This is a genomic window from Paraburkholderia phymatum (assembly GCF_038900715.1).
Classification (GTDB): Bacteria; Pseudomonadota; Gammaproteobacteria; order Burkholderiales; family Burkholderiaceae; genus Paraburkholderia; species Paraburkholderia phymatum_A.
This window is the reverse complement of sequence record NZ_JAYMRZ010000011.1, coordinates 110,525-133,017: the sequence shown is the minus strand read 5'-3', so window position 1 is coordinate 133,017 and position 22,493 is coordinate 110,525. Positions and strand designations below refer to the sequence as shown.

The window sequence follows — 22,493 nt, the reverse complement described above, 5'->3', positions numbered from 1 at the left end:
CAAACTGATTCCACTCATGGGGAAATGAAATGTCAGGAACCCAACTCCTCCCGCCGGAACGCATCACACTTCCGCTGCTCCCGCTGCGCGATGTAGTCGTCTTCCCGCACATGGTGATTCCGCTCTTCGTGGGTCGCCCGAAGTCGATCAAGGCGCTGGAAGCCGCGATGGAAGGTGGCAAGCACATCATGCTTGTCGCCCAGAAAACGGCGGCCAAAGACGAGCCGACCGAAAAGGACATGTATGAAGTAGGATGTGTCGCCAACATCCTGCAAATGCTGAAGCTGCCCGACGGCACCGTGAAGGTGCTGGTCGAAGGCCTGCAGCGCGCGAAAACGCTGACTGTCGAAGAGCAGGAAACGCAATTCTCGTGCGAAGTCATGCCGCTCGAGCCCGACCACGCCGACAGCGCCGAAACGGAAGCGCTGCGCCGCGCGATCGTGTCGCAGTTCGACCAGTACGTGAAGCTGAACAAGAAGATCCCGCCGGAAATTCTCACGTCGCTGTCGGGCATCGACGAAGCCGGGCGTCTCGCCGATACCATCGCCGCGCACCTGCCGCTCAAACTCGACCAGAAGCAGCAGATCCTCGAAATGTTCCCGGTCATCGAGCGCCTCGAACATCTGCTCGCGCAACTCGAAGCCGAGATCGACATCCTGCAGGTCGAAAAGCGCATCCGTGGGCGCGTCAAGCGTCAGATGGAGAAGAGCCAGCGCGAGTACTACCTGAACGAACAGGTCAAGGCGATCCAGAAGGAACTGGGCGAGGGCGAAGAGGGTGCCGATCTCGAAGAACTCGAGAAGCGCATCACGGCCGCTCGCATGCCGAAGGAAGCGAAGAAGAAGGCCGACGCCGAGCTGAAGAAGCTCAAGCTGATGTCGCCGATGTCGGCGGAAGCGACGGTCGTGCGCAACTACATCGATACGCTGATCGGCCTGCCGTGGCGCAAGAAGAGCAAGGTCAACAACGACCTCTCGAATGCGGAACGCGTGCTGGACGAAGACCACTTCGGACTCGAAAAGGTCAAGGAACGCATTCTCGAGTACCTCGCGGTCCAACAGCGCGTGGAGAAGGTGAAGGCGCCGATCCTGTGCCTCGTCGGGCCTCCGGGCGTCGGCAAGACGTCGCTGGGCCAGTCGATTGCGCGTGCAACGAACCGCAAGTTCGTGCGCATGGCGCTGGGCGGCGTGCGTGACGAAGCCGAGATTCGCGGCCACCGTCGTACGTACATCGGTTCGATGCCGGGCAAGATCCTGCAGAGCCTGACCAAGGTCGGCGTGCGCAATCCGCTCTTCCTGCTCGACGAAGTCGACAAGATGGGCATGGATTTCCGCGGCGATCCGTCGTCGGCGCTGCTCGAAGTGCTCGACCCGGAACAGAACCACACGTTCGCCGACCACTACGTCGAAGTCGACTTCGACCTGTCGGACGTGATGTTCGTCGCGACGTCGAACTCGCTGAACATCCCGCCGCCGCTGCTCGACCGGATGGAAGTGATCCGCCTGTCGGGTTACACGGAAGACGAGAAGGTCAGCATCGCGCAACGTTATCTGCTGCCGAAGCAGAAGAAGAACAACGGCCTCAAGGCTGGTGAGATCGAAGTCACGGAGGCGGCTATCCGCGACATCATTCGCTATTACACGCGTGAAGCGGGCGTGCGCTCGCTCGAGCGTGAAATATCGAAGATCTGCCGCAAGGTCGTGAAGATGCTTCTGTTGAAGAAGGCGGACAACGTGGTCACGGTCGACGGCCAAAACCTCGACACGTTCCTTGGCGTACGCAAGTACGACTTCGGTCTGGCCGCGAAGGAAAACCAGATCGGTCAGGTCACGGGCCTCGCGTGGACGGAAGTCGGCGGCGATCTGCTGACGATCGAAGCAGCCGTGATGCCGGGCAAGGGTAACGTGATCCGCACGGGTTCGCTCGGCGACGTGATGAAGGAATCCGTCGAAGCCGCGCGTTCGGTGGTGCGCTCGCGTTCGCGCCGTCTGGGCATCAAGGACGAAGCGTTCGAGAAGCAGGACATCCACATCCACGTGCCGGAAGGCGCGACGCCGAAGGACGGCCCGTCCGCCGGCATCGCGATGACGACGGCGCTGGTGTCGGTGCTCACGGGCATCCCCGTGCGCGCGGATGTCGCGATGACGGGCGAAATCACGCTGCGCGGCGAAGTGCTGCCGATCGGCGGGCTGAAGGAAAAGCTGCTGGCAGCGCATCGCGGCGGCATCAAGCTCGTGCTGATTCCGGAAGAAAACGTCAAGGATCTGACGGAGATTCCGGACAACGTGAAGAACGCAATCGAGATCGTCCCTGTCCGCTGGATCGACAAGGTCCTCGAACTGGCGCTCGAACGCGTGCCGTCGCCGTTGCCTGAAGAAGAGCCGAAGGCGGCTGCGCCCGTCGGTGAATCGAAGGATGCCGGCGCCAGCGATGTCGTAAAGCACTAAGCATCTGATCAGCCGGTGACAGCCGGGCTTGTCAGCAAGAGAAAACCCGCGGCTTGGTCCGCGGGTTTTTTATTTGCGTATGCCGAAGAAACCGCGCAAACGTTTTTTCGTATGCGCTCTCCCGAATATCGTTTTTAATCAGCCGGATTTGTTGCATCTGCATCGGTCTCTTTGCAAGATTTTGTCATCGACAAGCCTTTGACACACCCTTCGAATCAGGCCCAACCCCGCTTGACACAAGGGTTTCGGCCCATTCTAATGAGTGGCCGGCAAATTATGCCGTGCCGCAGATAACCGGGCGCTTAAGCGCTTTCATGATTGCCCAACTACACACTCGGGGGCTTTAAATGAATAAAACGGAATTAATCGATCACATCGCACAGCAAGCCGACATTTCGAAAGCGGCGGCGGGCCGTGCGCTGGATGCCGTGATCGGTGGCGTCAAAGGCACGTTGAAAAAAGGTGGTTCGGTCACGCTGGTCGGTTTCGGCACGTTCGCCGTCGGCAAGCGCACGGCTCGCACGGGCCGCAATCCGCGCACGGGCGCAGCGATCAAGATCAAGGCAGCCAAGGTCCCGAAATTTAGGCCTGGCAAAGCGCTGAAGGATGCGTTAAACTAATGGGCTCGCTGCTTGATGAGATTGCCGGTGTAAATCGGCATGAGCAATCAGGCGGCGGCAATCTCGGAGCGGGTGCTTAGCTCAGTTGGTAGAGCGGCGCCCTTACAAGGCGTAGGTCGGGAGTTCGAGCCTCTCAGCACCCACCAGTTCCGGATTGAAGTGACACGCTTGCAGCATATGCAGCAAAAGGAGTGGTAGTTCAGTCGGTTAGAATACCGGCCTGTCACGCCGGGGGTCGCGGGTTCGAGTCCCGTCCACTCCGCCAGTATCCTAGAAAGGCGAACTCCGGTTCGCCTTTTTTATTGCCCGCTGTTGTACTATCGGGCGTTCCGTTTTTGGCATCTGACTATTGCCTCTTCAAGCATGCTCGATTTCTTCCGCAATCACCAACGTCTGATGATGTTCATGCTCATCCTGGTCATTCTGCCGGGCTTGGGCTTTGTGGGTATCCAGGGCTTCCGCGGGTTCTTTGACGAGAGCTCGAACGTCGCGAGCGTCAACGGCCACAAGATCACGCGCGGCGAATTTGACAACGCGTGGCGCCAGCAGATGGACCGCGCGCGTCAGATGCTCGGTGCCCAGTTCGACTCGAAGGTGTTCGACACGCCGGAGCGCCGCAAGGACATGCTCGACGGCCTGATTCAACAGCGCGTGCTCGCCGACGAAACGCAACGCCTGCATCTGACGGTCTCCGACGATGCACTGCGCCGCGCGCTGCTGGCCGACCCCGTGATCGGTTCGTTGAAGAATCCCGACGGGTCGATCGACCTCAACAAATACAAAGAACTCCTTGCGATGCAGGGCCTCACGCCCGATCAATACCAGGAGCAGATCCGCTACAGCATGGCGATGCAGCAGTTGCCGGCCGTGATCACGCAGACGGCGTTCACGCCGAAGACGCTCGCCCAGCATCTGACCGAACTCGCCGAGCAGCAGCGCGAAGTGCAGGGTCTAGCGTTCCACGCGAAGGAGTACGAGTCGAAGGTGCATCCGACCGACGCGCAAATCCAGGCGTACTACGACGCGCACAGCAACGACTTCGCGACGCCCGCGACGGCGACGCTCCAGTACCTCGTGATGTCGCCGGCCACGCTCGCTGCGTCGGCGAATCCGGGCGACGCCGACCTCAAGAAGTACTACGACGACAACATCGCGCATTTCCGCACGACGGCCGAAGTGCGCGCGAGCCACATCCTGATCGCGGCGCCGAAGGACGCGAGCGCCGCCGACAAGGACAAGGCGAAGCAGAAAGCGCAAGAGATCCTCGCGCAGGTCAAGGCGCATCCCGATCAGTTCGCGCAGCTTGCGCAGCAGGATTCGCAAGACCCCGGCTCGGCATCGAAGGGCGGCGACCTGGGCTATTTCGGCCCGGGCATGATCGCGGGCGGCAAGGCGTTCGACGACGCGGTCTTCAAGATGAAGAAGGACGAGATCAGCGACCTGATCCAGTCGGACTTCGGTTATCACATCGTCAAGGTGACGGACGTGAAGCCGTCGGTGACGAAGCCCTTCGACGAAGTGAAGGACTCCATTGCGAAGGACCTGAAGACGCAGCTTGCGGCCAAGGCATTCAGCGACGATTCGGAAGGCTTCACGTCGACCGTCTACGAACAGGCGAAGAGCCTGCAGCCGGCCGCGGACAAGTACAAGCTGCAGATCCAGACCGCGACGGTCACGCCGAAGGCCAACACCGCGCTGCCGCCTGATAGCCCGCTGAACAGCGCGAAGTTCCTCGCTGCCGTCTTTGCGAACGATTCGGTAAAGGAGCGCAACAACACGCAGGCCATCGACGTCGGCAGCAACACGCTGATCGCCGCGCACGTAACCGACTACAAGCCGGCTGCCGTGCCCGCGCTCGCCGCGATCAAGGATGCCGTGCGTCAAAAGCTCGTCGTACAGCAGGCCGCCGACCTGGCCCGCAAGGAAGCCGAAGCGAAGCTGGCCGATCTGCAGAAGTCGAAGTCGACGGACGGTTTCTCGTCTTCGCTGAAGGTGTCGCGCAACGACGCGCAGGGCGTGCCGGCTGCCGCATTGGGTGCAATTTACAAGGCCGATGCCCAAAAGTTGCCGGCTTACGTCGGTGTCGATCTCGGTGCGGACGGCTACGTGATCTATCGCGTGAACGCTGTGGTTCCGCCGGCTCCGACCGATTCGAAGCGTCTCGCGGCTGCGCAGCAGCAGATTGCATCGGTGAACGCGCAGGCCGAAGCGGAAGCCTATCTGGACGCGTTGCGCGAGCGCTCCAAGGTGAAGATGTACGGCTCGCTCGAAAGCGGCCAGTCGGGCGAGTAGAGTAAGCCCGCTTCAACGACGCATGAGGCCGTTCCAGGCGGCTTCATGCAGACATCAAAAAGCCCCGCACATGCGGGGCGTTTCGCGACGAGTGGCGCGTGGGCGTTAGAGGCAGGCGCTGATATCGCTCGTTGCGTCGCTGCCTGCGCCGGCCGCGGCGCGGAACCCGACCCACGTGCCCGTGCCCCGATAGTTCGGACGCACGATCGCGGCCGCGCCGTTCGGCGGCTGCTGCCCGGGGACGTAGACATCCAGCGCCTGATCGTTGGCCAAGGTATCTTGTGCCACGACCTGCTGCTGCGACTTGTCCGCCCACTTCTTCGCGATGCATTGGCCGACAGCCCTCGGTGGCTGCTGGCTGGTGCCGACGGACTGCACGCCGGCGGGCTGCGCGGCGCAAGCGGAAATGGCGACAGCCATGGCGACAAGCGGTAAGTATTTCACGTTATCTCCTTCCAGAAATCGCTCGAGTCGAGCCGGTAGTCGAAATCAGGCGTGCTCTTCCGATGACCGCGCCTGATCACGTTTCCCATTATTCGAGACGAGTTGTCGGCGCGCCGTCACGGACCGGCATGAGCGGACGCGCGTTCATTGGGACGTGGTGTGGAGTAGCGGCTTCAGCGCCGGCCACACGTTGTCGAGGAGCAGGGGCTGTGCCTGTTGCGTCGGATGGATCTGATCGGACTGAAACATGTCCGGCTTGTTTTCGATTCCGGCGAGAAGAAATGGGACGAGCGGCACCCGCAACTGCTTCGCCAGTTCGCCGTACAGCCCGTGGAACTTTTGCGTGTAGTCGAGGCCGTAATTGGGCGGCACGTACATGCCGATCAGCAGAACTTTCGCGTGACCCTGCTGGGCTTCCTTGATGATCGTGCGAAGATTGTCCTCTGTCGTGCCGAGCGGGACACCGCGCAGCGCGTCGTTGGCGCCGAGTTCCACGATCACGATGGCGGGCTTCAGACGCTGCATCAACGCGGGCAGGCGCGCGCGCCCGCCGCTCGTGGTGTCGCCGCTGATGCTCGCATTCGCAACGTTATAATCGATCCGCTCACTCGACAGACGCTGACGCATCAGCGAAACCCAGCCGGTGTCGCGAGGCAGCCCGTATTCGGCCGAGATGCTGTCGCCGAGCACGACGATCGTCGGCTTCGACCGCTGCGTATTGGTGCCTGCAGCGGTCGAAGCCGTAGTCGCCGTTGCGGCGGAGTTGGCGCTGGCGTCTGCGCTATTGGCGGCCTGGGCGTACGCGCAAAACGTCGCGGCGAAGGCGAGGGCAACACCTGCCGCGGTCAGCGCCGCGATCGACGCAGCGGCGCGCACTTTCAACCTACGCTTCACCATGCCAAAGAAAACCGATCCAGTCATCGAAGTGCGGGGTCTGTGCAAGAGGGTTAAGGACGCGACAGGCGAGTTGACGATCCTCGATAACATCGATCTGTCGATTCGAGCCAGCAGCCGCGTCGCGATCGTCGGCGCATCGGGCTCGGGCAAGTCTACGCTGCTTGGACTGCTCGCCGGATTGGACAGCGCGACGTCGGGGTCGGTTCGTCTGCTCGGCCGCGAACTGACGGAACTCGACGAAGACGGCCGCGCCGCGCTGCGCAACGGTTCGGTCGGCTTCGTATTCCAGTCGTTCCAGTTGATGCCGCATCTGACGGCGCTCGAAAACGTCACGCTTCCGCTCGAACTGCAAGGCGGGCTGTCGCCACGCGACGTCAACACGCGCGCGCGAACGCTGCTCACGCAAGTCGGGCTGAGCGAGCGGATGCGGCATTATCCGAAGCTGCTGTCGGGCGGCGAACAGCAGCGCGTGGCGCTGGCGCGCGCGTTCGCGACGCACCCCGCCATTCTTTTCGCCGACGAACCGACTGGCAGTCTCGATGCCGCGACGGGGCACGCCGTCATCGATCTGATGTTCGAGATGAACCGCGCAAACGGCGCGACGCTCGTGCTGGTCACACACGACGTCGAACTGGCGCGCCGCTGCGATACGACGATAACGATCGAAGCGGGGCGCCTGATCTGAGCGCGAGCCGCAACGGCTTCAAATCGTGCGTCGACTCGGGCGCAAAAACAAAACAGGCCTTTGAGATCAAAGGCCTGTTTGCGTTTGTGTGACGGGCGATGCCCGATCAGCGCTTCAACGCGGAACGTGCGCGCGCGATCAACGCCGATGTCGACGAATCGTGCTTCTTCTCATCGATGCTCGCGGTGTTGAGATCGGCTTCGACGACCTTGCCGAGAATCTTGCCCAGCTCGACACCCCACTGGTCGAACGAGTTGATGTTCCACACCGTGCCCTGCACCAGCACCTTATGTTCGTACAGCGCGATCAGCGCGCCGAGCGATCGGGCGGTGAGGGCGTCGACGAGCAACGTCGTTGTCGGGCGATTGCCGGGGAACATGATGTGCGGCACGAGCTCGGGCTTGTCCGGGCCCGCGACCTTCTCGGCTTCTTCGCGCGTGCGGCCGAGCATCAACGCTTCGCTCTGCGCGAAACAGTTTGCGAGCAGCTTCGGATGATGCGAAGCGAGCGGATGCTCGGGTGTCAGCACCGCGACGAAGTCGATCGGGACGATGGTCGGCCCCTGGTGCAGCATCTGGAAGAAGGCGTGCTGGCCGTTCGTGCCGGGCTCGCCCCACGTGACGGCCGACGTGTCGTAGCTGACGAACGAGCCGTCCAGACACGCCTGCTTGCCGTTGCTTTCCATTTCGAGCTGCTGCAGGTAGGACGGCAGAAAGTGCAGCGCTTCCGAATACGGCGCGACCAGATAGCTCTGCGAGCCGAAGAAGTTGCGATACCAGATGCCGATCATGCCCATCAGCACGGGCAGATTGCGCTCGAGCGGCGCGCTGCGGAAATGCTCGTCCATGTCGTTGGCGCCCGCGAGCAGTTCATCGAACTGCTTCGGGCCGATGGCAATCATGATCGACAGACCGACGGCCGACCACAGCGAATAGCGCCCGCCTACCCAGTCCCACATCTCGAACACGTTGTCCTGCGCGATGCCGAACTTGACGACCTCGGCTGGATTCGCCGACACGCCGACGAAGTGCTTCGCCAGCTCGTTTTGCGGACAGCCCTTCTCGATGAACCAGTCGCGCAGCGAGTTGGCGTTGGTCATCGTTTCGAGCGTCGTGAAGGTCTTCGAGACGATGATGGCGAGCGTCTCTTCGGGATCGATCTGCGTGAGCACGCGATACAGGTCCGCGCCGTCGACGTTCGAGACGAAGTGGGTCGAGATGTCCGGCGTCGCGAGATGATGCAGCGCGTGCACGACCATCTTCGGCCCGAGGTCCGAGCCGCCGATGCCGATGTTCACGATATGGCGAATGCGCTTGCCCGTGTAGCCCTTCCAGTCGCCGTTGCGGACCTTGTCGGCGAAAGCGGCCATCTTCGCGCGCTCGGCCTGCACCTTTCCGTAGAAGGGCGCAGTCGGGCTGCTCGCGCGCAGCGCCGTATGTAGCACCGCGCGGCCTTCCGTCGGATTGACGATGTCGCCCGCGAACATTGCGTCGCGGCGCTTTTCGACGTTCGCCTCGCGCGCGAGTTGCACGAGCAGTCGCAGCGTTTCATCGGTGATGCGGTTCTTCGAAAAGTCGGCTGCAAGACCGCCGCCGGCAAGCGTGAATCGTTCGGCGCGCGTCGGCGCGGGATCGTTCTCGGCTGCAAACCAGTCGCGCAGGCGCGCATCGCGAATCTGTCCGTAGTGTGTTTGCAGCGAGTTCCAGGCGGGGAGCGAGTTGAGAGTCATAACCGTCCGTCTAACGAAGGAAAACGAATGGCCGGCCGCGCATCGTGCGTGCCGGGAGGAACCTGCAGACGCGCAGTCGGCTGAGCGGTACGGTCGCCGGATGCGCGGCGGCGCGCCTCGTGCCCCGTCAGCGGGCGTCTGCAGTTCGCGTCGTGGCCTAAGCCCGGCCGTCCGACGCAGTCAATCAGTATAGCGGTCCCGGATGACAGCCGGCATGCCTGGGGCCGGTACACCAGATAAAGGGAAGCATGAGCGGGACGTTTCGCGGGCGCATGCGCGGAACGCCCGAGCCACGCCAGCAAACGGTCAGTCCCGTCGCGGATACACGAGCCTGTTCAGCAGCTTGCGCACCATCGGCGCGAGTTCGCCCGCTGTCAGTCCCGCCGGGCCTTCGCCGCGGGCGGTGAGCGCGTCGGCGGCGAGTCCGTGCAGATAGACCCCCGCGAGCGCCGCTTCATAGCGAGGCAGACGCTGGCCGAGCAGCGCGCCGATCAGCCCGCCGAGCACGTCGCCCGTGCCGCCCGTCGCCAGCGCCGCATTGCCCGTCGGGTTGACGGCGACGCGGCCATCGGGCGCGGCGACCACCGTACCCGTGCCTTTCAGCACGACGACGCTCGCGTAGCTTGCGGCGAGCGCGCGCGCGGCCCCGAGGCGGTCGCTCTGCACGGTTTTCGCGTCCGTGCCGAGCAGGCGCGCGGCTTCGAGCGGATGGGGCGTCAGCACGCACGGATCGGCCGCCGATCCCGTCGTCGATCCACTCCTGGATGTGCCGCGCTGCTTCACGGCATCCGCGAGATCGGCGTGCGCAGCGATGAGGTTAAGCGCATCGGCGTCGAACAGCTTGGGCACATCGAGCGGCAGCACGTTGCGCAGCACCTCGACAGCCCGATCGCGTTTGCCCATCCCGCAGCCGATCGACAACGCGTCCATCTGATCCAGCGGCAGATCGTCGAGGGGATGGAGCATCAGTTCTGGGTGCGGCGGATCGTACGGCGGGCTGCCGGTGCCGAGAAACGCGACGTGCACCTTGCCCGCGCCCGCGTACAGCGCCGCGCGCGCGGCAAGGATCGGCGCGCCGCACATGCCCGTGTCGCCGCCGACCACGGCAATGTTGCCGAACGTGCCCTTGTGCGTCGAGTAATCGCGCGGCGGAAAATGAGGAACGAACAGGACGGGCGCATTCAGCCGGGCGCCGGACTCACGAGGCGCTTCGATGCCGATGGGCGCGACCGTCACCTCGCCCCCGAGATCGCGCCCGAACGCCATGAAAAGGCCCGGCTTCGCGCCGATGAACGTGACGGTATGCGTGGCGCGCACGGCGATGCCGCCTTCGACGACATTGCCCGTGTCGCTGTCGAGCCCGCTCGGCACATCGAGCGCGAGGACGCGCCCATGCGTCTTCGCGCGCGCCGACAGCTGTTGCGCAATCGACGCGTAAACGCCTTCCAGCGGCCGCGCGAGCCCGATGCCGAACATCCCGTCGACGACCCAGCCGTAGCCGTCCAGCGAAGCCGGCACGGCGCCCGAAACCGGTACGCCCGCCGCGCGCGCTTCGGCCAATGCCCAGCGGGCGTCGTCGGGCTTGACGTCGACGGGCATGCAGACTTCCACCGCGACGCCCGCCCGCTGCAGTTCCACCGCGACGACGAGCGCGTCGCCGCCGTTGTTGCCGGGGCCCGCGACGAGCCACACGGGATGGCGTGCGTCGACGGAACCGTCATGCGCAAACTGTTCGAGCAGGAAGCGCGCGGCCGCGTGCCCCGCGCGGCCCATCAGCGTGTGCGCGGGCAACGCGGCTTCGGCGCTCTTTTCGAGCGCGCGCAGCTCGGCCACGCTCAGGAGCGCGAGCGGCCGGTCGTGTGGGTTGACGAGGATCGAATGCGAGACGGGCAGAGTGGCATCGGTCATGGCAGCCTGGCGGAACGTAGAAGAGTGTCGATAGCGACGAGTACGTTCATGGTAGTGGCATTGCGCGTGCCGATGCCAGCACGCGCAATGGCATAGGACGAATGACCGTCCCCGATTATTTGTTGAAGCGTTCGGGGCGAAGCGCCGCGATCGTATCGGGCGGCAATTCGGACGGCGCGCCCGACACGAGGTTGGCGATCAGCTTGCCCGTCCCGAACGCGAGGCCCCAGCCGACGGGGCCATGCCCGGCGTTCACGAAGAGGCGCGGATGCAGCGCGTTGCCCGTCACGGGCAAGCCGTCCGGCGACAACAGCTTCGCGCCTTCCCAGGGCAGCGCCGCCGAAATGCGCGCGGAGCCCGGCACCCAGTCGTGCGTCGCCTGGCCGAGCAGGGCGAGCGCTTCTTTGGTCAACGGTTCGGGCAGCGGCTGCTTCGTCTGGCTCGCGCCTTGCAGCACCGCGCCGCCCGCGATGCGCAGCCGGTGATTGTTGCGCGTGATCGTGATGCGCTTGACGGCATCGATCACGGTCGTATGCGGCGCGAACTCCTCGCGTGCGATCGGCGCGACGAGGTTGTGCAGCCGCAGCGGATGCAGCGGCAGATCGAGCCTGAGCTTCTCCAGCAGCGCGAGGCTGCCGACACCCGCGGCCACGACGACGGCATCCGCGCTGATCACGTCGACTTCGCGCGAGGAACGCGTCGATTCGCCGTTCGTGGGCGCCAGTTCGACGGCCGCGCGCTGGTTGTCGAGCCGGATGCCCGTCACTTCGCGGCCGCACTGGAACTGCACGCCGCCTTGCGCGTCGAGCGTCTGCTTGATCAGCTTCGCGAAGAGCGGGCAGTTCGCCGTGCCTTCGTCCTCGATCAGCACGCCGCCCGCGAAGTGCGGCTCGAGCGGAATCGAATGCTCGATGTTCTGGCATTCCTGCGGGCTCAGCACGTGGTGCGGCACTTCGAATTGCCGCAGCAGTTCGAGCGCCGGCTCCGTCTGCTCCCAGTCCTGCGCGCTGCGCACGAGGTACAACTGTCCCTTCGACTGCTCGAATTCGAGGTTGAAGTGATGTTCGATGTCGGCGAGCGACTCCCGCGCCGATTCGACAAGCGGACGCAGCAGCGCGAACTGCTTCTTGAACGCGTCGGGCTCGGCGAGCGCGGAGAGCTTGCGGATGAATTCGCGCACCGGACCGTTGAAGCCCGTTTTTCGGATCACGCCGCTCTTCGCCGCCTGGCGATGCTGCATGAAGGTCGGGCCGAACCACACGTCGAGGGGAGTGGGCAGCAGCGTGCCGCCGTGGCCATACGTGGCGCCCTGCGCGACGGTGGCGTGCCGCTCGACGACGCACACGCGATGACCCGCCGCGCGAAGCTGGTAGGCGGTGGCGACGCCGACGATCCCGCCGCCGATGACAATGACATCCATGGTTAATTCGAGTTGCCCGCGGCGCGCGTGAGGCCAGGCGTATTCCGTAATGCGTGACATGCGGCGCAGCGTGAATGGCTGACGATGCTGCGCCGATCTGATGAAAGGCCGAATGATAGCAGTCAAACGAGTCGTCCGGCATCGCGCCGGTGGGATAGGAACAACGTCCGCCCTCGTTTGGCGTAGTGCTTCCGGCGAAACCCCGCGACGCTTACCACAATCTGACGGGAACGCATCCTGAAATGGCCGTGCATCGACCGGGCGCAGCGCGTCGGTGGCGCAAACACGCGCAGAGCGTGTCGGGCGCGCCACCCAGGCCAGGTCTGCCGGGCCTTCCCGGGTTATAATCTCGGACTTCCTTACGCCTCACGTCGCCTCCACGCGCGACTGTCCGAGCAATTGCCCAAGCAATCGCACGCGGCATCCGGCGACGCAACCGATCGACGCAACGTCAAGTCCATGGCCCACTTCTCGTGTTTCCCCGGCGCTTCGGCCCTTTCCGATTTCCGTCAAACCCGCCTGCTCGATACGTTGTCGCGCATCGACGCCAACATCGTCGGCGTGCGCGGCCAGTACCTGCACTTCGTGAATTCGCAAACGCCGCTTTCCACGGAAGACAGCGCGAAGATCGAAGCGCTGATGCACTACGGCGACCCGTTCGACGCGGGCAAGGACAAAGGCGCTGTCGAAAGCTTTCTCGTGGTGCCGCGCTTCGGCACGGTGTCGCCGTGGGCGAGCAAGGCCACGGATATCGCCCATCACTGCGGCCTCACGCACGTGCGCCGCATCGAGCGCGGCATCGAATACACGGTCGTGCTGAAAGGCGGCCTGCTGGGCGGCAAGAAGGCGTTGTCGGACGAGGCGCGCGCCGCCGTCGCCGCCGCGCTGCATGACCGGATGACCGAGAGCGTCGCGCCGTCGCGCGATCACGCGATGCACCTGTTCGACGAACTGCCCGCCAAACCGCTGCAAACGGTCGCCGTGCTGACGAACGGCCGCCAGGCGCTGGAAAAGGCGAACACGGAACTCGGCCTCGCGCTCGCCGACGATGAAATCGACTATCTCGTCGATGCGTTCACGAAGCTCGGCCGCAATCCGACCGACGTCGAGCTGATGATGTTCGCGCAGGCCAACAGCGAGCACTGCCGCCACAAGATCTTCAACGCGAGCTGGACGATCGACGGCGAGACGCAGGACATGTCGCTGTTCAACATGATCCGCAACACCGAGAAGCTCAATCCGCAAGGCACGATCGTCGCGTACTCGGACAACTCGTCGATCATGCAGGGCGGCATGGCCGAGCGCTGGTTCCCGCGCAAGGCGACAAACGACGGCGAGCCCGGCGAACGCTATGGCCGTCACGTCGAGATGACGCACACGCTGATGAAGGTGGAGACGCACAACCACCCGACGGCCATCTCGCCGTTCCCGGGCGCCGCAACCGGCGCGGGCGGCGAAATCCGCGACGAAGGCGCGACGGGCCGCGGCGCGCGTCCGAAGGCGGGCCTGACGGGCTTCACAGTGTCGAATCTCGATCTGCCCGATGCCCGCGAGCCGTGGGAAAACGCCCGCGACGCCACGCAACCGGTCGGCCACCGCAACAGCGCTGACCAGCTCGACACGTATGGCCGTCCGGACCGCATCGCATCGCCGCTGCAGATCATGATCGACGGGCCGCTCGGCGGCGCCGCGTTCAACAACGAATTCGGCCGTCCGAACCTGGGCGGCTATTTCCGCACCTACGAACAGAACGTCGCGGGCCGCGTGCGCGGCTATCACAAGCCGATCATGATCGCGGGCGGCCTCGGCAACATCTCGGATCAGCACACGCACAAGCACGATTTGCCCGCAGGCTCGCTGCTGATCCAGATCGGCGGTCCGGGCATGCGCATCGGCATGGGCGGCGGCGCGGCCAGCTCGATGGCGACGGGTACCAACACGGCCGAGCTCGACTTCGATTCGGTCCAGCGCGGCAATCCGGAAATCGAGCGGCGTGCACAGGAAGTGATCAACTCGTGCTGGCAGATGGGCGAGGGCAATCCGATCCTGAGCATCCACGACGTCGGCGCGGGCGGCCTGTCGAATGCGTTTCCGGAACTGGTCGACGGCGCCGACAAGGGCGCGCTTTTCGAACTGCGCAAGGTTCAGCTCGAAGAAAGCGGCCTGTCGCCGCGCGAAATCTGGTCGAACGAAGCGCAAGAGCGCTACGTGCTGGCGATTCCGCCGTCGCGCCTCGAAGAATTCGCCGCGCTCTGCGACCGCGAGCGCTGCCCGTTCGCGGTGGTCGGCACGGCCACGGCCGAGCGCCAGCTGAAGCTGATCGACACGGACAACGCAAACGACAACGCGCACCAGCCCGTCGACATGCCGATGGAAGTGCTGCTCGGCAAGCCGCCGCGCATGCAGCGCGACGTGAAGCGCGCATCGACGCCGCTGCAACCCGTCGACGTCACGCATCTCGCGCTGCATGAGGCGGCGATCAACGTGCTGCGTCATCCGACGGTGGCGAGCAAGTCGTTCCTGATCACGATCGGCGACCGCTCGGTGGGCGGCACGACGGCGCGCGACCAGATGGTCGGCCCGTGGCAGGTGCCCGTCGCCGATTGCGCGATCACGACGGTCGATTACGCGGGCTTCCGCGGCGAGGCGATGACGATGGCCGAGCGCACGCCGCTCGCCGTGATCGACGCGCCCGCGTCGGGCCGCATGGCCGTCGGCGAAGTGGTGACGAACATCGCGTCGGCACCGATTGCTTTGCTGGACAAGCTGAAGCTGTCGGCGAACTGGATGGCCGCGTGCGGCAGCCCCGGCGAAGACGCGGCGCTGTACGACACGGTGAAGGCGATCGGCATGGAGCTGTGCCCGGCGCTTGGCATCGGCATTCCCGTCGGCAAGGATTCGCTGTCGATGCGCACGAAGTGGGCCGACGGCGGCGTCGAGAAGGAAGTGATCGCGCCTGTGTCGCTGATCATCTCGGCGTTCGCGCCCGTCGAAGACGTGCGCCGCCATCTGACGCCGCAGCTGCTGAGCCACAAGGAAGCCGGCGACACCGTGCTGATCGCGATCGATCTCGGCCGCGGCAAGCAGCGCCTGGGCGGCAGCATCCTCGCGCAGGTCACGCAGCAGGTCGGCGACACGGTGCCCGACGTCGACGATCCCGAAGACCTGAAGCGCTTCTTCGCCGCGATCCAGACGCTGAACGCGGATGGCAAGCTGCTCGCGTACCACGACCGCTCGGACGGCGGCCTGTGGGCGACCGTCTGCGAGATGGCGTTCGCGGGTCACGTGGGCGTGTCGGTGAACGTCGACATGCTGACGCTCGATCCCGACCACGAATTCGACTACGGCGACGCGAAGGACTGGGCGAAGCAGACGAGCGGCCGTCGCGAAGACCGCACGATCCGCGCGCTCTTCAACGAAGAACTCGGCGCAGTGATCCAGGTGCGTGCCGCCGATCGCGACGCCGTGCTCGGCGCGCTGCGCGAGCATGGTTTGTCGGCGTGCTCGCATGTGATCGGCAAGCCGAACGAGCGCGACACGATCGAAATCTGGCGTGACGCGAAGAAGATCTACGAAGCGCCGCGTACCGAGCTGCATCGCACGTGGAGCGAAGTGAGCTGGCGCATCGCGCGTCTGCGCGACAACCCCGCGTGCGCCGATGCTGAGTTCGATGCGCTGCTCGATGCGTCCGACCCCGGCATCCAGCCGCAGCTGTCGTTCGATCCCGTTGAAGACGTCGCTGCGCCGTTTATCGGCAAGGGCGCGCGTCCGCGCGTCGCGATTCTGCGCGAGCAGGGCGTGAACTCGCACCTCGAAACCGCGTATGCATTCGACCGCGCGGGCTTCGATGCGCACGACGTGCACATGAGCGATCTGCTGTCGGGCCGCGCGACGCTCGCCGACTTCGCGGGCGCCGTCGCGTGCGGCGGCTTCTCGTATGGCGACGTGCTGGGCGCGGGCGAAGGCTGGGCGAAGACGATCCGCTTCAACGCGCAACTCGCCGATATGTTCGCGGCGTTCTTCGGCCGCAGCGACACGTTCGCGCTCGGTATCTGCAACGGCTGCCAGATGATGAGCAGCCTCGCGTCGATGATCCCCGGCGCGGACGCATGGCCGAAGTTCACGCGCAACAAGTCTGAGAAATTCGAAGCGCGCTTCTCGCTGGTCGAAGTGCAGTCGTCGCCATCGATCTTCTTCGCCGGCATGGAAGGCTCGCGCATTCCCGTCGCCGTTGCGCACGGCGAGGGCTTCGCAGACTTTTCACAGCAGGGCGATGCGTCGCGTGTCGCGGTCGCGATGCGCTATGTCGATCACCGTGGCCAGCCGACCGAGCAGTATCCGTTCAACCCGAACGGCTCGCCTGCCGGCATCACGTCGGTCACGACGCCGGACGGCCGCTTCACGGTGCTGATGCCGCACACGGAGCGCGTGCATCGCAACGTGCAGATGAGCTGGCATCCGCAGGCATGGAAGGACAGCGCGACGGACGGCAGCCCGTGGATGCGTGTGTTCCAGAACGCGCGCAAGTGGCTGGGCTGATATAGCGGGGCGCGGTTCGACCTGTGAGACGGTCGATCTGCGCGCCTTTGGTTTTGCCGCTACGTTCACGACGATGCAAGCCTGCTGATCGCGCGTTGTCCACAAAAAAAGAAAAGCCGCCCGAGGGCGGCTTTTCCACATCCGGCTGACAGTCAGCACTGCCAGCAAGCAGGACGGCGAGCGCTTACTGAATCTTCGCCTTCGAGCGCAGGTCCTCTTCGAACGCTTGCAGCTTTTCCTGCTGCATCTGCTGCAGGATCTGCTTCTTCACCTGCTCGAACGGCGGCGGCGGCGTCTCGCGCACGTCGTCGACGCGGATGATGTGCCAGCCGAACTGCGTATGCACCGGCGTGTCCGTCATCTGGCCTTTTTGCAGCTTTTGCGCGGCGTCGGCGAACTCCGGCACATAAGCCTTCGGGTCCGACCAGTCGAGGTCGCCACCATTCTTGCCCGATCCCGGGTCCTTCGAGTATTGCTTCGCGAGGTCTTCGAAGCTCGCGCCGCCCTTGATCTTCGCGATCAGATCCTTCGCCTGCTGCTCGTTGTCGACGAGGATGTGGTGCAGGTGATATTCCTTGCCGCCGATCTGCTTGACCAGTTCGTCGTATTTCGCCTTGACTTCGGCGTCAGACGGCTGGTTCTGCTTCAGGTAGTTTTCGATCAGCGCGCGCAGCACGACCGTCTGTTGCGCGACGGCGACCTGCGCCTTGACGTCGGGCTTCGACGGAATGCCTTCGCGGACCGCTTCCTGCATCAGGATTTCGCGGTTCACCAGTTCTTCGCGCACGGCCTGTTGCAGCTTCGGCGAATCCTGTTGACCCTGCTGCACGAGTTGCTGGATCAGCGCATCGGCACGCGACTTGGGAATCGGCGTGCCGTTGACGACGGCGATGTTCTGTGCGAATGCAGGCGCGGCCGCGCAAGCAGCCAGCAAGACCCAATAACGGGTTTTTTTCAAGGTCATCGGAAGTTTCCTAACGGGACAGCAAATTGAATTCTTCTGGCGTGTAAGCCGTGATGGCGAGAGCGTGAATGCCGCGTTGCATGGCATCGGCCAGCGCATCATACACCATGCGATGCCGCGCCACGCGCGCCTTGCCGGCGAACGCGGCCGCCACGATCGTCACCGCGTAATGGCCGCCCGCCGACGCGCCGGCGTGGCCCGCATGCTGCGCGCTATCGTCGCGCACGGTGATCGAATCGACGGGCGCGAGCGCGGCCGCGATGCGCGACTCGATCAGCGCGATGCGCTCGGCGGGGCTTGCTCGAAGAAAAACATCAGGTGAAACGTCGTCGCTCATGTCACTCTTCCTTCATATACTTCGACAGCCACAGACTCTGCCCGACAATGAACACGACAAGGCAGCCGGTCGCGCCGAACAGTTTGAAGTTGACCCACGCATCGGTAGAAAAGTTGTACGCGACGAACAGATTGAGGATGCCGAGCAGCACGAAAAATACGGCCCATACGATATTCAGCTGACCCCACACGCGATGCGGCAACTGGATCTGCTTGCCCATCATCGCTTCGATCAGATTCTTGTTGAACGCGATCGCCGATACGACCAGCACGACCGAGAACGCCCAGTAGAGCACGGTCGGCTTCCACTTGATGAAGGTATCGTTGTGCAGCACGAGCGTCGCGCCGCCGAAAACGGTGACGACCCCGAGGCTCACCCACAGCATCGGGTCGACCTTGCGGTGACGGAACGCGACCCATGCGATCTGCACCAGCGTGGCGGCGATCGCGACGGCCGTCGCCGTGAAAATGCCCCACACCTTGTACGCAACGAAGAACAGGATGATCGGGAACAGATCGAACAGGAATTTCATTGTGGGGTCGGGAGTCCGGGGAAAGTGGCGCGCGTCATGCGCGCAGTCAGTGATCGTTTCGGGTGACGTGACATGAATGGCGGCAAAGGCCAGTCCGGGCGGTCCGAAAAACGCTTGCCGTCGATCTGTCCGCGACTGCGCGCATGGGCCCGCGCTTGCGCGCCCGCGAAAAAAGCGGAGCGCGAGCGACGCTATCTGGGCTCGAATTGTAACGCAGGCCGGTTGATGCAGTCGCGCAAGCCGGCCGTCACGACGAGCAGCTCACTTCGAGCGACGAAGCCCAATCGGGCGGCAGCCCCGCATACGCTTCATATTCCGGCTGCTCGTCGAACGGATGGCGCAGCACGCGCGCAAGGCGCTCGACTTCGGAGAAGTCCTTTTCCTTCGCCTTCTGGATCGCTGTTTCGGCCAGATGATTGCGCAGCACGTATTTCGGGTTCACGCGGTTCATCGCTTCGGCGCGCGCGGCATCGTCGCGCGTCTCGTGCGACAGGCGCGCGCGATAGTCGTTCGCCCATGCATCGAAAGCGGCGCGATCGAGAAACAGGTCGCGCACGGGCGCATCGCCGCTCGCATCGTGCTTTGACAGCTTCGACAGATTGCGGAACGTCAGCGTGAAGTCCGCACGGTTCGCGTGCATGATCTCGAACAGCTTGTTGACCAGCGCATCGTCGCCTTCGCGTTCGGTTTCGAGGCCGACTTTCGCGCGCATCCGCGTTTCGAGCGCGGGCGCGAAACGCGTCTTGAAGCCTTCGAGCACGCGCTGCGCGTCCTGCACCGCGCGCTCGCTGCGCTGCGCTTCGTCGTAACGCTCGCCGAAGAGCGGCAGCAGGCCCTGCGCAAGACAGAAGAGGTTCCAGTACGCGATCTGCGGCTGCATCCGGTACGCGTAGCGGCCCTGCGAATCCGAGTGATTGCAGATGTGGTTCGCGTCGAAGCCGTCCATGAAGCCGAACGGACCATAGTCGATCGTCAGGCCGAGGATCGACATGTTGTCGGTGTTCATCACACCGTGGCAGAAGCCGACGGCCTGCCATTGCGGAATCAGATCGGCCGTCGACAGCACGGCTTCGTTCAGCAGCGCGAGATACGGGTCTTCGGCTTGCCTGCACGACGGATAAAAGCGGTCGATCACGTGATCGGTGAGCGAGCGCAACGCATCGACGCGGTCGTTCGCATAGAAGTGCTCGAAATGCCCGAAGCGCACGAAGCTCGGCGACACGCGCGTGACCACGGCCGCCGTCTCCATTTCTTCGCGGCGCACGGGCTGATCGGAGCCGGTCACGCAGAGCGCGCGCGTCGTGGGGATGCCCAAGTGATGCATCGCCTCGGAGCACAGATATTCGCGGATCGACGAGCGCAGCACCGCGCGGCCGTCGCCCATGCGCGAATAGGGCGTGCGTCCGCCGCCTTTCAGCTGAAGTTCGAACCGTTGGCCCGCGTGCTCGACTTCACCGAGCGTGAGCGCGCGGCCGTCGCCGAGTTGACCGGCCCATACGCCGAACTGATGCCCCGAATACACCGATGCATACGGCAGCGAGCCGGACGGCCAGTCGCGCGTGGTGTTGCCCGAGAAGAACTCCGCGAAACCCGGCGTGCCCGCGAGAGCGGGATCGAAGCCGAGCATGTCCGCGACATCGGGTGCGAAGCCGACGACATACGGCGCAGGCAACGGCGCCGCGGGCAAACGCGTCAGAAAGACGGTGCCGAGTGCCGCGAAGCTGCCTTCACGCTGGTTGTCGATGGTGCTTGCCGCCGTCGACATGGGGCCGGACAAGCCGACGGATAGCCCTTCATTGCATGGGGAAAACGACATGTTGAGCGCCTCTTTATTAACCGATATTGTAATTGCGCGCCCGCCGCGCTGCAGGGCGCGCGTCTGCGGCGCATATCGAATGGCTGATCGTTCGGCGGCGCGGCCGCGCTCACACATTCGAACGAATACATAAACTGGGAGACATCTGCGTATGACGAAGCCGCTCTATGGACAGATGATGGACGTGCCGCTGACGGTTTCTTCGTTGCTCGCGCATGCGTCACGCCACTTCGGCACGACGGAGATCGTGTCGAAGCGCATCGAGGGCGACGTGCATCGCTACACGTACCGCGACTGCGAGAAGCGCGCGAAGCAGCTTGCGCAGGCGCTGATCGCGCTGGGCGTCGAAATGGGCGACCGGATCGGCACGCTCGCATGGAACGGCTACCGGCATCTGGAAACGTACTTTGGCACGACGGGCTTCGGCGCCGTGTGCCACACGATCAATCCGCGCCTCTTTCCCGATCAGATCGCGTGGATCATCAATCACGCGGACGACCGCTACGTGCTGTTCGACATCACGTTCGCGCCGCTCGTCGATGTGCTCGCGCCGCAATGTCCGAACGTGCGCGGCTGGATCGCGATGACGGACGAGGCGCACATGCCGCGCATGTCGACGCCTGCATCGAGCTACGAAGCGCTGCTCGCGCAGCACGACGGCGACTTCGACTGGCCGCTCATCGACGAACGTTGCGCGTCCAACCTTTGCTATACGTCGGGCACGACGGGCAATCCGAAGGGCGCGCTGTACTCGCATCGCTCGTCGGTGCTGCACGCGTTCGGCGCGTCGCTGCCGGATGCGATGGGCTTGTCCGCGCGCGATTGCGTGCTGCCCGTCGTGCCGATGTTCCATGTGAACGCATGGGGCATTCCGCACGCCGCGCCGCTGACGGGCACGAAGCTCGTGTTTCCGGGCAAGGATCTCGACGGCAAGTCGCTGTATGAGCTGATGGAAGCCGAGCGTGTCACGTATTCGGCGGGCGTGCCCACCGTTTGGCTCGGGCTGCTGAACCACGTGCGCGAAGCGGGCGTGCGGTTCTCGTCGCTGGAGCGCACGGTGATCGGCGGTTCCGCGTGCCCGCCCGCGATGATCAGGATGTTCCAGGACACGTATGGCGTCGAGGTGATCCACGCGTGGGGCATGACGGAGATGTCGCCGCTCGGCACGTTGTCGAAGCTCACGTGGGAGCAGACGCAGCGCTCGCCGGACGAGCAGCGCAAGCTGCGCGAGAAGCAGGGGCATGCGATGTACGGCGTCGACATGAAGATCGTCGGCGACGACGGCCGCGAACTGCCGTGGGACGGCGTCGCGTTCGGCGATCTGCATGTGCGCGGACCGTGGGTGATCGACCGGTATTTCCGCAGCGACGCATCGCCGCTCGTCGACGGCTGGTTCCCGACCGGCGACGTCGCGACGATCGACAAGGACAGCTTCCTCAACATCACCGATCGCAGCAAGGACGTGATCAAGTCGGGCGGCGAGTGGATCAGCTCGATCGACGTCGAGAACATCGCGATCGCGCATCCCGCCGTTGCGGAAGCGGCGTGTATCGCGTGCGCGCATCCGAAGTGGACGGAGCGCCCGCTGCTCGTCATCGTAAAGCGCCCCGATGCCGACGTGACGCGCGAAGAACTGCTCGCGTTCTACGAAGGCAAGATCGCGAAGTGGTGGATTCCCGATGACGTCGTGTTCGTCGACGAACTGCCGCACACGGCGACGGGCAAGCTGCAAAAGCTCAAGCTGCGCGAACGGTTTCGCGATCACGTGCTGCCGTCCGCGCTCGAAATCGAAAACTGCCCGTTCGACGACGAAGCGCACGCGAAAAGCGATCCGTCGTAGAGCGGGTTTACCCCCCCACGAAA

15 protein-coding genes and 2 tRNA genes are annotated in these 22,493 nt (G+C 64.3%); 8 read left to right on the top strand and 9 right to left on the bottom strand.

Going from position 1 to position 22,493, the window contains the following annotated elements:
• Positions 1-29: 29 nt before the first annotated feature.
• The 5 genes from lon to VSR68_RS20940 all read left to right on the top strand — a co-directional run bounded on the left by lon (position 30) and on the right by VSR68_RS20940 (position 5,359).
• On the top strand, positions 30-2,447 hold the full coding sequence (gene lon, locus VSR68_RS20960; RefSeq protein WP_342941672.1) for an endopeptidase La: 2,418 nt from the start codon (positions 30-32) through the stop codon (positions 2,445-2,447).
• 347 nt (positions 2,448-2,794) lie between these two features.
• Positions 2,795-3,067 (top strand): HU family DNA-binding protein, encoded by a 273-nt coding sequence (locus VSR68_RS20955; RefSeq protein ID WP_007585907.1) that lies wholly within the window; start codon positions 2,795-2,797, stop codon positions 3,065-3,067.
• Positions 3,068-3,137: 70 nt separating this feature from the next.
• Positions 3,138-3,213, top strand: a tRNA-Val gene (locus tag VSR68_RS20950).
• A gap of 42 nt (positions 3,214-3,255) precedes the next feature.
• Positions 3,256-3,332 (top strand) — tRNA-Asp (locus VSR68_RS20945).
• Positions 3,333-3,430: 98 nt separating this feature from the next.
• Positions 3,431-5,359, top strand: a complete 1,929-nt coding sequence (locus VSR68_RS20940; RefSeq protein WP_342941671.1) for a SurA N-terminal domain-containing protein — start codon at positions 3,431-3,433, stop codon at positions 5,357-5,359.
• 105 nt (positions 5,360-5,464) lie between these two features.
• On the opposite strand, the gene VSR68_RS20935 is transcribed toward VSR68_RS20940, so the two are convergent.
• Together VSR68_RS20935 and VSR68_RS20930 are read right to left on the bottom strand one after the other, a co-directional pair.
• Positions 5,465-5,803: a hypothetical protein gene (locus VSR68_RS20935; protein ID WP_342941670.1), complete on the bottom strand. Its 339-nt coding sequence runs from the start codon at positions 5,801-5,803 to the stop codon at positions 5,465-5,467.
• Positions 5,804-5,947: 144 nt separating this feature from the next.
• Entirely contained in the window at positions 5,948-6,700 is a 753-nt protein-coding gene (locus VSR68_RS20930; RefSeq protein ID WP_342941669.1) for an arylesterase, read from the bottom strand.
• Here VSR68_RS20930 and VSR68_RS20925 point away from each other — a divergent pair.
• Positions 6,699-7,385, top strand: a complete 687-nt coding sequence (locus tag VSR68_RS20925; RefSeq protein ID WP_342941668.1) for an ABC transporter ATP-binding protein — start codon at positions 6,699-6,701, stop codon at positions 7,383-7,385. The two genes, VSR68_RS20930 and VSR68_RS20925, sit on opposite strands and share 2 nt — an antisense overlap.
• A 106-nt stretch (positions 7,386-7,491) precedes the next feature.
• Here VSR68_RS20925 and pgi read toward each other — a convergent pair whose 3' ends face one another.
• From pgi to VSR68_RS20910, 3 genes are all read right to left on the bottom strand, one after another.
• The gene (gene pgi / locus VSR68_RS20920; protein ID WP_342941667.1) at positions 7,492-9,114 is read right to left on the bottom strand and encodes a glucose-6-phosphate isomerase; all 1,623 of its coding nucleotides are present in this window, start codon (positions 9,112-9,114) and stop codon (positions 7,492-7,494) included.
• A gap of 306 nt (positions 9,115-9,420) precedes the next feature.
• The gene (locus VSR68_RS20915) at positions 9,421-11,022 is read right to left on the bottom strand and encodes an NAD(P)H-hydrate dehydratase (RefSeq protein ID WP_342941666.1); all 1,602 of its coding nucleotides are present in this window, start codon (positions 11,020-11,022) and stop codon (positions 9,421-9,423) included.
• A gap of 115 nt (positions 11,023-11,137) precedes the next feature.
• The gene (locus VSR68_RS20910) at positions 11,138-12,442 is read right to left on the bottom strand and encodes an FAD-dependent oxidoreductase (protein ID WP_342941665.1); all 1,305 of its coding nucleotides are present in this window, start codon (positions 12,440-12,442) and stop codon (positions 11,138-11,140) included.
• A 459-nt stretch (positions 12,443-12,901) separates the two neighbouring features.
• Between VSR68_RS20910 and purL the strand changes: the two genes are divergently transcribed.
• Positions 12,902-16,981 carry a phosphoribosylformylglycinamidine synthase gene (purL, locus tag VSR68_RS20905; protein ID WP_342941664.1) on the top strand — a complete coding sequence of 1,360 codons (4,080 nt, stop codon included), beginning with the start codon at positions 12,902-12,904 and terminating at the stop codon, positions 16,979-16,981.
• A 184-nt stretch (positions 16,982-17,165) separates the two neighbouring features.
• Here the strand turns inward: purL and VSR68_RS20900 are convergent, their stop codons facing one another.
• The 4 genes from VSR68_RS20900 to VSR68_RS20885 form a co-directional block, all read right to left on the bottom strand.
• Positions 17,166-17,945 (bottom strand): peptidylprolyl isomerase, encoded by a 780-nt coding sequence (locus tag VSR68_RS20900; protein ID WP_342941663.1) that lies wholly within the window; start codon positions 17,943-17,945, stop codon positions 17,166-17,168.
• Between the two features lie 10 nt (positions 17,946-17,955).
• On the bottom strand, positions 17,956-18,282 hold the full coding sequence (locus VSR68_RS20895) for a BolA family protein (RefSeq protein WP_087735739.1): 327 nt from the start codon (positions 18,280-18,282) through the stop codon (positions 17,956-17,958).
• 1 nt (position 18,283) lies between these two features.
• Entirely contained in the window at positions 18,284-18,814 is a 531-nt protein-coding gene (locus VSR68_RS20890) for a septation protein A (RefSeq protein WP_090862268.1), read from the bottom strand.
• A 247-nt stretch (positions 18,815-19,061) separates the two neighbouring features.
• Positions 19,062-20,630 carry a protein adenylyltransferase SelO gene (locus tag VSR68_RS20885; protein WP_342941662.1) on the bottom strand — a complete coding sequence of 523 codons (1,569 nt, stop codon included), beginning with the start codon at positions 20,628-20,630 and terminating at the stop codon, positions 19,062-19,064.
• 151 nt (positions 20,631-20,781) lie between these two features.
• Between VSR68_RS20885 and VSR68_RS20880 the strand changes: the two genes are divergently transcribed.
• Complete coding sequence (locus VSR68_RS20880; RefSeq protein WP_342941661.1) at positions 20,782-22,470, top strand: 3-(methylthio)propionyl-CoA ligase; 1,689 nt, start codon at positions 20,782-20,784, stop codon at positions 22,468-22,470.
• Positions 22,471-22,493: the final 23 nt, after the last annotated feature.